The organism is Dyella sp. RRB7 (genome assembly GCF_022761115.1).
Lineage (GTDB): Bacteria > Pseudomonadota > Gammaproteobacteria > Xanthomonadales > Rhodanobacteraceae > Dyella.
On record NZ_JAKWJS010000001.1, the window covers coordinates 985,943 to 999,335 of the forward strand.

The window sequence follows — 13,393 nt, forward strand, 5'->3', positions numbered from 1 at the left end:
TCGCCGTTACTTCGCCGCAGGGTCCAACAGCAGCAGATAGCTGGCCGCCGACCAGCTGAAGTTGGGCGATTGATAGCCATGCCCGCTCAGCGGATCGTAGTTTTCATACATCGGCGCGTCCTGCGTGAGGCCATGGGCGCTGAGCACCAGCCGGCGCGCCATCTCGTCGGCCTGCTGGGCGTAGCCATAGCGCCGTAGCGCCTCCACGCCGAAGTAGGCCTGGTCGAGCCAGACGGGACCGCGCCAGTAGCCCTTGATCGGCGAAAAGCGCGGGTCGTCCCTGGCTAGCGTGGGAAACGGCATGAAGGTGGCGAACTTGTCGGGATCGAGCATCACCCGGCTGACAGCGCTGGCCTGCTCGGGCGTGGCCACCCCGGCCCACAGTGGCATCCAGCCCTCCGGGCCATACACCTGCACGAGATCGTCGCGACCGAGTCTGGCGTCGAAAAAGTAGCCACGGCTCTTGTCGAACATACGCCCATTGATGGCTACCTTCAGCGCCTCGGCTTCCTTCAGCCAGGTCTGCTGATCCTGAGTTTTGCCGAGGATGCCGGCGAGCTCGGCCAGGTCCAGCTTCTCCTTGTAGAGATAGGCATTGAGATCGACCGACTCCTGGTCCAGCGACCAGGCGCCCTCGCCGTTCTTGAGCATGACCGCACCGTCGAAGCGGACGGCATTGTCCATGCCGCTTTCCCAGGCGGCCGCGATGCGGGTTCCATCGGTGGAACCATATTCGGCCAGGCTGTTGTGATCATGATCGCGCGCCGTGGACCACCAGCGGTGATACCGCGCCAGCTTGTCGTACATCTCGGCTACGAACGCCTTGTCGCCGGTGGCGCGATAGATTTCCAGCGTTGCCCACACGGCCAGCGGAGGCTTGGTATCGCGCCAGTTGTCGTTCGCCTTGAGCAGATAAATGCAGTCGGGAATCATGCCATCGGCGGCCTGATAGTCGAACATCGCGCGCATCTGGTCACGCGCAAGCGCGGGCGCGAAATGCGCCAGCGCAGCGGCATGTTTCCACGAATCCCACGCCCAGAATCCGTTGAAATCGGGATTGGAATAGGAGGGAATCACGCCATCGTGATGCAGGTCGCCGCGCGCGGCCCGCCAGTTTCCCAGCAAGGTCAGCCTGGCCTTCAGCGACACCCGTTGCGCCACCTCATCGGGCAGGCCCTGCAGGTGGCTGGACGTGAGGGACGCCAGATAGCCTCCCCAGCGTTCCCGATTCTGCGTCCAGGCGGTAGCCTCATCGACCGGCGCCGGGGCATCGCTATGGACGTCGTAGACCAGGGTCTGGTCGACCAACACCGTTACCGTCTGGTTCGGTTTCAGATGCAGGGGCTGGCCCAGCGCGATGCGATAGTCCGTGCCCGACAAGGTGATATGGCTGGCATTGATGCCATCGGCATGAACGCGAGTGCTCAGCCTGGAGTTCGAGTTGGCGAAGCTCTGCGTCACCACGTCGCCGTCTTGTGCGAGCCGCGCCTGAGGCAAGGGCATCACGCGCCCCTGCACAGCCAACTCGATGTCTTGCGCACGGGTCGAGGTGAGTTCGATGCGTACCATTGCGTGCCAGGAATTGGCGAAAAACAAGGTCTGTCGCACCGATAGGCCCGGCGCCGAAAAGCGGCGCACCAGATAACCCGGGGCGGCATGGCCATCGACCGGCGCCAGGGCCATCGCCTGCTCGCTCGCGACATCCTTCAGCGCCAACTGCGCGAAGCGCGCGCCCACCCACTGGCCATCGCCGAGGCTATGCACGAAGGGGCCGGTAAACCCGGTCCCCGCATCGTTGGCAGGCGGCAGGCTATAGCCATGCCACGACCCGGCGTCGAAGAAGATGTTGAAGCTGCGATCGGTGGGAGTTTTTGGCGAGCCATGCAGATCGAGCACGTCCAGATAACGAGCGTCGTCGCTGGCCAGATCCGTTGGCTGGGCATGCACGCCGCCCGCAACGGCGAGTGCCCATGCCATGGCGACGATCAACGGCTGGATGATGGGGCGCATGACATATCATTCCTTGCTGCAGGCGGGGATCCAGTGCCTTTGCAACGGTTTGAAGTCGCTGGATTCCCGCCTGCGCGGGAATGACGAATACACGATCATTCAGACCATACCTAGGGGTGCATTGAACAGACCGAGGCACGACATCAGCTTGACTGCCGTCGTGCCCTACCCGGCGATGAGCCGGGCGGGCCGCACTTCGTCAGAACTGGTACTTGACCTGGAAATTGACCTCACGCCCCTCGATCGAACGAGCAAGGATCACGCCACCGCCACTGGCAAAACCGAACAAGCGCGCATTGCCTTCGGTGATGCCGATCTGGTTGGTCACGTTGGTGCCGCGCAGGGTCAACACCCAGTTCTGGCCGATATTGGCGATGGCACCAATGGCTAGGTCGTAATAGCTGCCCAGCGGCTGCTGCTCGAGCTGGTCGCCATAACGATTGCCCATGTGCTCGTAGGTCACCCAGAACTTCATGCTTCCCCAAGTGGTGGGTATCACGTAGGACGGGGTCACGCGGTACTGCACGCGCGGCTGACGATCGATGTCCATGCCGTCGATGCTGGCGCATTGGTTGCTGCCGTCCTGCGCTACATAGGGCACGCAGCTGTTGTAGCCGGAATAATGGCCATCCATGTAGTTGCCGCTGAGCGCAACGGAGAAATGATCGAATGGCGTGACCGCCACCTGCGCATTGAGGCCCTTGGTCACCGAGCCGTATACCAGGTTGACCTGCCCGCTCTCCAGCTGGATCGAGTACGGCACGCCATGGAACAGTCGGCGATAGGCGCCGATATCGGCGGAGATCCAGGGCGCCTGGTACTTGAAGCCCACTTCCATGTTGTGGATCTTCTCGATCGGCGTATCCGGCAGATTCACCATATCGTCAAAACTGGGCAGGAACACGCCGTCGTTGACGCGCGCGTAGAAGCTCATGTTGTTGGTCAGCGCGTAATTGGCGCCGAGCGTCCACGACGGCGCGCTGCGCGAACCGGACGGATGCTGGTAGCTATCGGCCAGGTACTCGGCGTTGTTGTTGTAGACGGTATACGGGTTGGCATCGAGGTCACCCGAGGTGGTGTTCTGGAACCAGCCACCGATGTCGTCATGCTGGATGCGCATGCCGCCATCGAAGCGCCACTTGCCGATGTTCCACTCGTCGGCGAGGAAGAACGCCGTGGTGGTGGCGTGCCAGCGTTCGGCGAACGCCATCCACGACTGCGGCTGGTTGTTCCAGAACAGGCCTTGCTGGTCCGTCAGCTGGTACGTGTGGGTACCGTCGCTGAGGCTGACCACGATGGGGTCGGGGTTGTTCTTGGCCTGCAACAGCATGTTGAGGCCATCGGCTTCGGTATGGCTTTCCGAGTACACCGCCGTGTAGTTGCCGAAGGTCAGCGTGTTGCCCTCGAACAGCTCCTTGCTCAGGTGGAATTCGTTGCTGGCCGACTGGATCTTCTTGTGGATGTACTCGGGGTTCTGCACGGTGACATTCTGGTTCATGTCAGCGGCCTGGCCATTGGTGTACCTGGCAGTGGCGGTCAGGCCGGCAGGCAGTCCGTAATCGGATACCGCGCCCGCGATGTAGCTCGACAGCGTGGTGGGATTGTCACCGGTGCTGTAGAACGCCGTCGTATCCATGTTGCCGGCGACAAACAGGAACTTGTCGGAAATGCCCCAGCCATTGTCGAAATCCAGATCCAGGTTGGCGCCCAGCATGTGGACGTCGCCGCCCTGACCGTTGGCCATGTCGATGTTCTGGCCGGTCGGCGTGCAGCCGGCGGTGAAGCACGGCGTGGTCTGCAGGAACTGGTTGCGGTCGGCGTTGCTGCCGAACGTGCCGGTCAGCGGACTGAAACCGGGATAATCCGAGAACTTGCCGGGCGCCGGGTTGAGAATCGGCGTATCGGTAACCCACTGGTTCTTGTCCTTCAGGTCACGCGCATAAAACATGATCGAGCCGTGCTCAAGATCATGACTGAGCGTCGCGGTGAGCTGGCCGCCCTTGTCGGCGGCGAATTGGGGATCGCGCACGCCATCGGATTTGCGCCAGAAGCCACCGATGCTGCCATACCAGCCGCTGTTCGGACCACCGATGGGGAAACCATAGAAACCATCGAGCCGCGTCATGCCTTCCGAGCCGTAGGTGACGCCGATATCGCCCTTCGGTGTTGATGAACCTTCGCGCAAAATGAAGTTGGCGATCAGTCCCGGCTGGCCGTTGCCGTACAGCACCGATGGACCGCCCTGCAGAGCTTCGACGCGATCGATGGTGTCATCGAGACGGAACATGGCATCGGTGAAGTAGTCCCACTTTGGAAACAGCGGCGAACCATTCATCTGCAACGTGACGAACGGCGCGCCGCTATCGGAAGGAAAGCCGGCCACTTCGATGTTCGCGCCGGTCTGGCCACCGGACGACTCCGGATACACGCCTGGCGAGATCTTCAGGAGATCGGCCACACTGACCGGATTGAACTGCTTGATCTGGTCGAGCGTCGCGGTGGTGATCGAGTAGCTCGCATCGATGCGCCGGATGCCGCCAGCGGTCGAGTTGCCGGTGACGACGACCTGGTCGAGCGTCTGCGTGGACTTGGGCGCCGCCGGCTTCTGCTTGCCGTCATCGGCGATCGGCTTGGCCTGGGTCGATGCATCCTGGGCATGAACCACGCCGGCCATCAGCACGGCGCCAATGGCTGCCGCCAGCAACCGACGATTGATCTGCTTGCAATTTCTCATGATGAATCCCCTCCCCGAGACGAATGAATGATTTTTCTAGGAGCTGTTGTGTCAGCGAACGACGCCGGCTAGTCCCATCTCTTGCTTGACGCCGCGAGCCCTTACAAACCAGCAGGCCGCGGCGCCTCACATCGGCGGGATTGCATCCTAGCTCAAAATTTCTATTTGTCCTACAATAGTAACATACGCCGGAAAAGTCGAAACGGGAAGTCGATTTGCTGCATGACTACCGGCATGTATCGCGGCCACACGGCCTCGTCGCCGCGGCTTGTACCTGGCGGCGTCCGGCTTTTTCGCTATGGCATGACGCGTTGTGCAGTGCGGAAGCGAAGCGGCGGTATGGCCCTGTGCCAATGGCCAACAAGGCCAGCAACGAGATGCCCTGGCAATGACGATGGGGTCTGACGCAACGCGGTTATCCACGCAGTCGCTCAAACTTCACATGGTACGTTTGTATGATAAATTCCCTGAGTCGCTGCAGTGCAACATGCAGCGATGCTCGACCCGACGGCAGGCCAGCTTGCACGCATCGCGCGCATGATCAACCGGCCGGCGCTCACACTGCAGAGAGACGTTGATCATGAAGGCTACGGATACGCGCAGTTTGCACGGCCATGTGGTTCGTGAGCTGGGCCGGCGGATCGTCGTTGGCGATCTACAGCCCGGCGATGTGCTGCCGCGCGAGGAAGTGCTGGCCGAAAGCATGGAGGTGAGCCGCACGGCCCTGCGCGAAGCGTTGAAGGTGCTATCGGCCAAAGGCCTGATCGAAGCACGCCCCAAGACCGGCACCCGCGTGCGCCCCAAGGATGCATGGAATCAGCTCGATGCCGACGTGCTCTCCTGGCGCTGCGCCTCGATGCCGACCGACGACTTCATCGAGAAGCTGGTTGAAATGCGCGAGATCATCGAGCCGGCGGCAGCGGCGGCAGCAGCGAAGCGACGCACCACGGCGCAGCTGACCAAGATCGATCATGCCTACCGCAAGATGGAAGCGGCCAGGGACCCTGACGAATGGGCCGTGGCCGACCTCAGCTTTCACGATGCCGTGCTTCAAGCCACCGGCAATGAGCTGCTGATTTCGCTTTTCTCCGTGATCGAAAGTGCGCTGGGCATGTTCTTCGTGCTGTCGGCGAAAACGGCGGGCGACTTCAAGTATTCGCTGCCGCATCATCAGAAAGTGCTCGAGGCCATCCGGCGCAACCAGCCCGAGGTCGCCCGCAAGGCGATGCATGGCATGGTGGCCGACTCCAAGGCCAACCTGCACAAGAAGCGCAAGGCCAAGGCCAAGAGCGCTCCCTGAGCAAGTACCACCGGCCTAGCGCTGGCCCAGCGCGCGGTCGAGCTTGTCGAGAAATTCCTCGGCGTTGGCGCGACTGAAGACGATCGGCGGCTTGATCTTCAGCACGTTGTCGTCCGGCCCCTCGGTGGAAAGCAGCACGTGCTGCGCCTTCATCGCTTCCACCACGGCCCTGGCCCGGCTTCGGTCAGGTGTCCGCGCCTCGCGATCGCTCACCAGCTCGGCGCCAATGAACAGGCCGCGTCCGCGCACGTCGCCGATCGCATCGTGTCGCTGCTGCAGTTCGCGCAAGCCCGCCAGCAGGAACTCACCCACGCGGCGCGCGTTATCCTGCAACTGCTCGTCGGCGATCACATCCAGTACCGCCAGGGCGATCGCGCACGACACCGGGTTGCCGGCGAAGGTATTGAAATACTCCATGCCGCTGACGAAGCTGGCAGCCACCTCGGGCGTCGTCACCACCGCGCCCATCGGATGACCGTTGCCGATTGGCTTGCCCATGGTGACGATGTCGGGTACCACGCCCTGGCACTCGAACGCCCAGAAATGATCGCCGGCCCGGCCGAAACCAACCTGCACCTCATCGGCGACGCACAGAGCACCGGCTGCGCGCACCGCGGCATAGGCCTCCGGCAGGTAACCATCCGGCAGCACGATCTGGCCACCGCAACCCAATAGCGATTCGCAATAGAACGCCGCCGTGGCCACGTCTCGCTGAGCGAGATTCTCGATCGCCGGGGCCAGCATCCTGCCGTACTGCCGGCCGGCATCGGGCGTGTCGGCGATGATGCCGCGATAGGTATCGGGCATGGCAACCACGCCCACCTGCGCGCTCTGTCCCGCCCCGCCCTTGCCGTTGAACTTGTACGGACTCAACTCGATCATCGACGGCGAATGGCCGTGATAGGCGTGATCCACCACCACCACACCCTGCGCGCGGGTATGCGCCCGCACTAGTCGAAGTGCGAGGTCATTCGCTTCGGTGCCCGAGTTGGTGAGGAACACAACCGACAGCGGGTCCGGCAACGTGGCCTTAAGGCGCAGCGCATACTCGACGATGTTGTCGTGCAGATAGCGGGTATTGGTGTTGAGTTGCGCCATCTGCGCCTGCCCAGCCCCCACCACGCGTGGATGGCAATGCCCGACATGGCAGACGTTGTTGACCATGTCCAGATAAGCCTGACCGTGCTGGTCGTACAACCAGACGCCTTCACCGCGTACGATCTTGAGCGGTTCCTGGTAGGCCACGCTGAGCGTCGGATTCAGGAACTGCCTGCGCAGGCGCAGGATCTCCTCATTGCTCCGCTGCGGCACGCCGTGGGGCACCGGACCAGAGGCGGTTCGATCAATCATGACTGAGCTCCAGGAAGGGGCTGGCGATGGCATCCTGATCGACCTCGGCAAGCTGGCGCAACAACGCGCGTACACCTTGCTGCGACACCAGGACGAAGGGGTTGTCGGGATGTTCCCGATGCGCGCGCGTCGCCATCAGGACGCTATGGCAAAGGCGCGCAAGGATGAAGCTTGGTAGGTGTTCGAGCTCGATGCGCAACAACGGGCACTGCGCCAGATAGCCACGAATGATGGTACGTGCGCACGCCACCGGATCCGTTTCGTGCTGCATCGCATAGGTGCATGCAATCGCCAGGTCGGCCAGGCGGAAGCTGGTGCACATGTCGCCGAAATCGATCACGGCGCGAACCTGCAACCCATCGCCCCTGTCCGCCACGATCACATTGAGATCGTTGGCATCGTTATGCAGCACCCTGATCGGCAACCGCGCCCGCCAGGCCGGCAGCTGGGCGCAGAACGTGTCGACGTGTGTCGCCACGATAGCGCGCAGCGCAGCATCCTTGATATGGGCGGTTTCGCCGCGCAGGGACGGCAAGCACATCAGGTTCCAGTCGTGCTGGCGATCAGCGGCCGGATGATGAAAATCCTGCAGGCCCCGCGTCAGGCGGCCCACGGCGGCGCCCAGGCTTTCGTGCAGCGCCTCGCGCTGCGCCGGCGACAGGGCGTCGATGGCATCCGCATAGGTCATGCCGGGTACGAAGCTCAACAGGCGCACCTGGCAAGGCTGGCCTGCAATGGGCAGGGTCAGCAGGTGCTCGCCATTCAGCGCCAGCTGCACCCGGGGCCACTGCAGCGTCGGTTCGCGCTCGGCCAGCGTCATCATGGCTTGGTTCTCCAGCTCCAGGTCCAACCGCGACCAGGACGGATGCGCCACCTTGAGCACATACTCGCCACGATCACTGCGGATGCGGAAATTCTGATCGGCATAGGATGGCAATGGGCTGATGTCGCCATGGATACGCCAATGGCGTTCGGCCAGTACCAAGGCTGCATCTGGGGTCAGAACGTCCATAGGCTGGGTCTTGCCCGAATATTGCGGGAGGCATAATAGTAGTATAAGTTGACATTTGAATTCAGCTTAAAGGCATGCCCACATGTTTCGGCCCTTGATCGCGGCGCTGATGGCCGCTGCCGTGATGACCACCACCGCTTATGCCAACCCGGGCGACGCCAGTGGGCCGCGCCCGGCGGCCCAGGGCGCGGCCTTGCTGCACCAGCGCGAGCCGATGAGCTTTGGCGTGTTCTATTACCCGGAGCAGTGGCCGCGCGAGCAATGGCAGCGTGACCTCAACGGCATCGCCAAACTCGGCTTCGACTTCACGCACATGGCCGAATTCAGCTGGACTTATCTGGAGCCGGAAGAAGGCCACTTCGATTTCGCCTGGCTCGACCACGCCATCGATCTGGCCGACAAGGCCGGGTTGCGCGTCATTCTCGGCACGCCCTCGGCCGCACCGCCAAGCTGGATGGATGAACGCTACCCCGAGGTCTATCGGGTGGACGAACACGGCCAGCGCCATGAGCACGGCATCCGCGCCGAGGTATCGCTGGCCAATCCGAAGTACCAGGCCTTCGTGGCGCGGCTGGTCGCGGCCATGGCGCAGCACTACGGCCACGACCGCCGCGTGTGGGGTTGGCAGATCGACAACGAGCCCGGCACCTTCGCCGACTACAGCGACAGCGCCCGCATCGCCTTCCAACGCTGGCTGCAACAGAAATACGGCAGCATCGATGCGATGAACGCGGCCTGGGGCGGCTCGTTCTGGAGCAGCCGCTATACCAGCTTCAAACAGGTCCACCTGCCCAACGCCACGCTGGCGGCGGAGGACAAACTGAGTCCGCACGCCTTGCTCGACTTCGCCCGTTACCAGGCCGACGCCACGGCCCGCTTCCTCGATGAGCAGGCGGCGACCATCAGGAAGTACGCGGCGCCCGAGCAATGGGTGACCACCAATTACACCAATGTCACCACCGCCACCGATCCGCGCCGCAGCCATGGGCAGAATTTTCCCACCTTCACGCTCTACCCCGTCGCTGGCACCGACGCGCTGGGCGGCGACAGCTATGCCATCGGCAAGCCGGCGAACCTGATGGAGGCGGCCGCGTACTTTCGCCCGATGACCGGCACGTTCGGCGTGATGGAACTGCAACCGGGCCAGGTGAACTGGGGCGAGATCAATCCGCAGCCGATGCCCGGCGCCATCAGCATGTGGATGTGGCACGCGTTCGCCTCCGGTGCCTCGCTGCTCAGCACCTATCGTTACCGCCATCCGCTGCGCGGCAGCGAGATGTACCACGAAGGCATCATGGGCACCGACGGCGTGACGCTGTCGCGCACGGGCAAGGAATTTGTCGACACCTTGCATGACATCAAGGCGCTCGAAGCGAAGTTCGACGCCAAGGCCACGCTGCCCGCCGCCATGGCCGCGCGTTCGACCGGCTACCTGTGGAGCCAGGAGGTGTTCTGGGATCTGGAGATCCAGCCGCAGACCACGTTGTGGCACACCTGGGCCTATCGCAATACCTATACCGAAGCGGTGAAGAGCACCGGCGCGCCCATGGATTTCATCGCAGAGGACGATGACTTCAGCCGTTATCCATTCGTGATCGCGCCCGCCTACCAGATGGTGAGCGAGGCACTGGCCAGGAAATGGCGACAGTATGTCGAACAGGGCGGCCACCTGATCCTGACCAGCCGCACCGGCCAGAAGAATGCGCTTGGCCATTTCCACGAAGGGCCGTGGGTTGCCCCCATCCTCGACTTGATCGGCGACGATGTCGAAGGCTTCGACACGCTGCCCCCGAGCGCCCAGGGGCAGGTGACCCTGGATGGCAAGACGCACGACTGGCACCGCTGGGCCGACATCCTCACGCCGCGACCGGGCACGCAGGTGCTCGCCACCTATGCCGACCACTACTACGCCGGCAAGGCGGCCGCCACCACGCGCAAGCTGGGCCGCGGCACTGTCACCATGATCGGTGTCTCCACCGATGACGGTGCGCTGGAACGCGAGGTCGTGCGCAGCGTCTACCAGCGCGCGGGCGTTGCGATCGAAGACCTGCCCACCGGCGTGTATCACGAATGGCGGGGCGGCTTTGACTTCATGGTCAATTACAACCCGCAACCGTTCTCGCCGACACTGCCGGCAGGCGCCACCATCGTGCACGGCCAAGCGCCGCTGGCCCCGGCACAGGCATTGGTGTGGAAGGACACGTCACCGTGATGCGGCGAAGCCAAGCAACGCGAGCAAGAGGGGGCCTCCAGCCATGGGCGGCCTGATCGGACTCGACTGGGGCACCACCAGCCTGCGCGCGTACTGGCTCGATGAGGCTGGCGCCATCCGCGAGGTGCGCGCACGCCCATGGGGCGTGCGCCAGCTGCCGGAGGGCGGCTTCGACGCCGCGCTGGCGGATATCACCCGCGACTGGCCCGCACTGCCCCGCCTCGCCAGCGGCATGGTCGGCAGCCGGCAAGGGTGGCTGGAAGTGCCGTATATCGACCTGCCCGCCGACCTCCAGATGTTGGCACGCAATGTACGACGCCTGCATGCCAGCGACGGCGGGGACGTCCACGTGGTTCCCGGCCTGCGCAACCCGCAAGGCCCCGACGTAATGCGCGGCGAGGAAATCCAGCTGTTCGGCGCCCTCGCTAGACAACCGGCGCTGGCCGCCCACTCCACCTGGATCCTTCCTGGCACGCACAGCAAGTGGGCCAGCGTGTGCGACGGCGCGGTGGTCGACTTCAGCACGCTGATGACTGGCGAACTGTTTGCGCTGTTGCGCCAGCATTCGATCCTTGGCATCGGCACGAGTGATGCCACCCTCGATGAGGATGCCTTCGTGCGTGGCGTCATCGTGGCGCGCGACAGCTGTGCGGCCGGTGCTTTCAGCCGCTTGTTCAGCGCGCGTGCGCTGGTGCTGGATGGCGCACTGGGCAACTCTGCGGTACCCGGCTACCTCTCCGGCCTGCTGATAGGCGAGGAATTCCGCTGCCGCCTCGCCACCGAACGCTTCAGCCTTGGCGCACCCATCCAGCTGATTGGCGACGACGCGCTATGCGCGCGCTATCGCCTGGCCGCCGCCCACTTCGATATCGAACTGGCCGAGTCCGTCACCGATGCCGCCGCCCATGGGCTGTGGCAGATCGCCGGCCAGATCGGCCTCATCCAAGCCGCTTCGATCAGGACGGCCAAGGAAATTCCGTCATGCTGAGTCACTGGCTCGATCAACTGCCCCTCGTTGCGATCCTGCGCGGCATCCATCCCGATGAAGCCGAAGCCATCGGCCATGCGCTGGCCCATGCCGGCTTCCGCGTGCTGGAGGTGCCGCTCAATTCGCCCGAGCCGTTCGCAAGCATCCGACGTCTCAGCCAGGCGCTGGGCGACGACTATCTCGTCGGTGCCGGCACCGTGATGACGCCAGCGCAGGTCCAGCAGGTCGTCGCCGCCGGCGGTCGCCTGATCGTGATGCCGCATGCCGACACGGCGGTGATCCGTGCGGCCAAGGACGCAGGCGTGCTCTGCGTGCCCGGCGTGGCCACGCCCACCGAGGCGCTGGCGGCATTGGCCGCCGGTGCCGATGGCCTGAAGCTGTTTCCCGCCGGCCAGGTGTCGCCCGAAGGCCTCAAGGCCTGGCGCGCGATCCTGCCCACCCACGTGCCCGTGTTACCCGTCGGCGGCATCTCGCCCGACACCATGGCGCCATGGGTGGGCGCCGGCGCGCAAGGGTTCGGTATCGGTTCTGCGCTGTATGCGCCCGGCATCGATGCCGGTGAAGTTGCCCGTCGCGCGCAGGCCTTCGCGCAGGCCTGGCGCGCCGTCTCTCCAAAGTCCAAGGAACACCGTGCATGAAAATCACCCGACTCACCACTTTCCTGGTGCCGCCGCGCTGGTTGTTCCTGCGCATCGATACCGATGCAGGCATTTGCGGCTGGGGCGAGCCGGTGGTGGAAGGTCGCGCGCATACCGTGGCCGCCGCCGTCGATGAGCTTGCCGATTACCTGGTCGGCAAGGACCCCCGCCACGTCGAGGATCTGTGGAACGTGATGTACCGCGGCGGCTTCTATCGCGGCGGCCCGATTCTGATGAGCGCCATTGCCGGCATCGACCAGGCCCTGTGGGACATCAAGGGCAAGCAGCTGGGCGTACCGGTGCATGAGCTGCTGGGTGGCCCGGTGCGCCAACGCATCCGCGTGTACTCGTGGATCGGCGGTGACCGCCCGGCGGATACGGCCAAGGCAGCGGCAGCGGCGGTGGAACGCGGCTTCACCGCGGTCAAGATGAATGGCACCGAGGAAATGCACTTCGTCGACAGTCACGCCAAGGTCGATCGCGTATTGGAAAACGTGCAGGCCGTGCGCGCAGCGGTGGGCCCACATATCGGCCTGGGCGTGGATTTCCACGGCCGCGTGCACAAGCCGATGGCCAAGGTGCTGATGCGCGAACTGGCACCGTACAAGTTGATGTTCATTGAGGAGCCGGTGCTGTCGGAGCACCTCGAAGCGATTCCGGAGCTGGCCAGCATCGCCCCCGCGCCGATCGCGCTGGGCGAACGCCTGTATACACGCTACGACTTCAAGCGCGTGCTGCAAACCGGCGGCGTCGACATCATCCAGCCCGACCCCTCGCATGCTGGCGGCATCACCGAAACGCGCAAGATCGCTGCGATGGCGGAAGCCTACGACGTGGCGCTTGCACTGCACTGCCCGCTCGGCCCGATCGCGCTGGCCGCCAACCTGCAGCTCGATGCGGTATGCCACAACGCCTTCATCCAGGAACAGGGGCTTGGCATCCATTACAACGCCGCCAACGACCTGCTCGACTACGTCGCCGACCGCAGCGTGTTCGCCTACGAGGAAGGCTACGTGGCGATTCCCGGCGGCCCGGGCCTGGGCATCGAGATCAATGAGGCCTATGTGAAGGAACGCGCCGAGGTGGGTCACCGCTGGCGCAATCCACTGTGGCGCCATAACGACGGCAGCGTCGCCGAATGGTAACCCG

9 protein-coding genes are annotated in these 13,393 nt (G+C 63.9%); 5 read left to right on the plus strand and 4 right to left on the minus strand.

Features of this window, described 5'->3' with window-relative positions; translation table 11 throughout:
- Positions 1–6: 6 nt before the first annotated feature.
- On the minus strand, positions 7–2,010 hold the full coding sequence (locus MJ606_RS04425) for a trehalase family glycosidase (RefSeq protein WP_243048184.1): 2,004 nt from the start codon (positions 2,008–2,010) through the stop codon (positions 7–9).
- Between the two features lie 199 nt (positions 2,011–2,209).
- Positions 2,210–4,744 carry a TonB-dependent receptor gene (locus MJ606_RS04430; protein WP_243048185.1) on the minus strand — a complete coding sequence of 845 codons (2,535 nt, stop codon included), beginning with the start codon at positions 4,742–4,744 and terminating at the stop codon, positions 2,210–2,212.
- Between the two features lie 580 nt (positions 4,745–5,324).
- On the opposite strand from MJ606_RS04430, the gene MJ606_RS04435 reads away from it, so the two are divergent.
- Positions 5,325–6,044 carry a FadR/GntR family transcriptional regulator gene (locus MJ606_RS04435; protein ID WP_243048186.1) on the plus strand — a complete coding sequence of 240 codons (720 nt, stop codon included), beginning with the start codon at positions 5,325–5,327 and terminating at the stop codon, positions 6,042–6,044.
- Between the two features lie 15 nt (positions 6,045–6,059).
- Here MJ606_RS04435 and MJ606_RS04440 read toward each other — a convergent pair whose 3' ends face one another.
- Together MJ606_RS04440 and MJ606_RS04445 are read right to left on the minus strand one after the other, a co-directional pair.
- Positions 6,060–7,394: an aminotransferase class III-fold pyridoxal phosphate-dependent enzyme gene (locus MJ606_RS04440; protein ID WP_243048187.1), complete on the minus strand. Its 1,335-nt coding sequence runs from the start codon at positions 7,392–7,394 to the stop codon at positions 6,060–6,062.
- Positions 7,387–8,406 carry a phosphotransferase gene (locus tag MJ606_RS04445; RefSeq protein ID WP_243048188.1) on the minus strand — a complete coding sequence of 340 codons (1,020 nt, stop codon included), beginning with the start codon at positions 8,404–8,406 and terminating at the stop codon, positions 7,387–7,389. Before MJ606_RS04445 ends, MJ606_RS04440 begins: the two co-directional genes overlap by 8 nt.
- 82 nt (positions 8,407–8,488) lie before the next feature.
- Here MJ606_RS04445 and MJ606_RS04450 point away from each other — a divergent pair, with 82 nt between their 5' ends.
- The 4 genes from MJ606_RS04450 to dgoD are packed head-to-tail and all read left to right on the plus strand — an operon-like array spanning position 8,489 to position 13,389.
- Positions 8,489–10,618, plus strand: a complete 2,130-nt coding sequence (locus MJ606_RS04450; protein WP_243048189.1) for a beta-galactosidase — start codon at positions 8,489–8,491, stop codon at positions 10,616–10,618.
- A gap of 43 nt (positions 10,619–10,661) precedes the next feature.
- A complete protein-coding gene (locus tag MJ606_RS04455) occupies positions 10,662–11,606 on the plus strand; it encodes a 2-dehydro-3-deoxygalactonokinase (RefSeq protein WP_243048190.1) in 945 nt (314 codons plus the stop codon).
- Positions 11,600–12,244 (plus strand): 2-dehydro-3-deoxy-6-phosphogalactonate aldolase, encoded by a 645-nt coding sequence (locus MJ606_RS04460; protein WP_243048191.1) that lies wholly within the window; start codon positions 11,600–11,602, stop codon positions 12,242–12,244. The genes MJ606_RS04455 and MJ606_RS04460 overlap by 7 nt, the downstream gene beginning before the upstream one ends.
- Positions 12,241–13,389: a galactonate dehydratase gene (gene dgoD, locus MJ606_RS04465; RefSeq protein WP_243048192.1), complete on the plus strand. Its 1,149-nt coding sequence runs from the start codon at positions 12,241–12,243 to the stop codon at positions 13,387–13,389. Before MJ606_RS04460 ends, dgoD begins: the two co-directional genes overlap by 4 nt.
- Positions 13,390–13,393 lie beyond the last annotated feature (4 nt).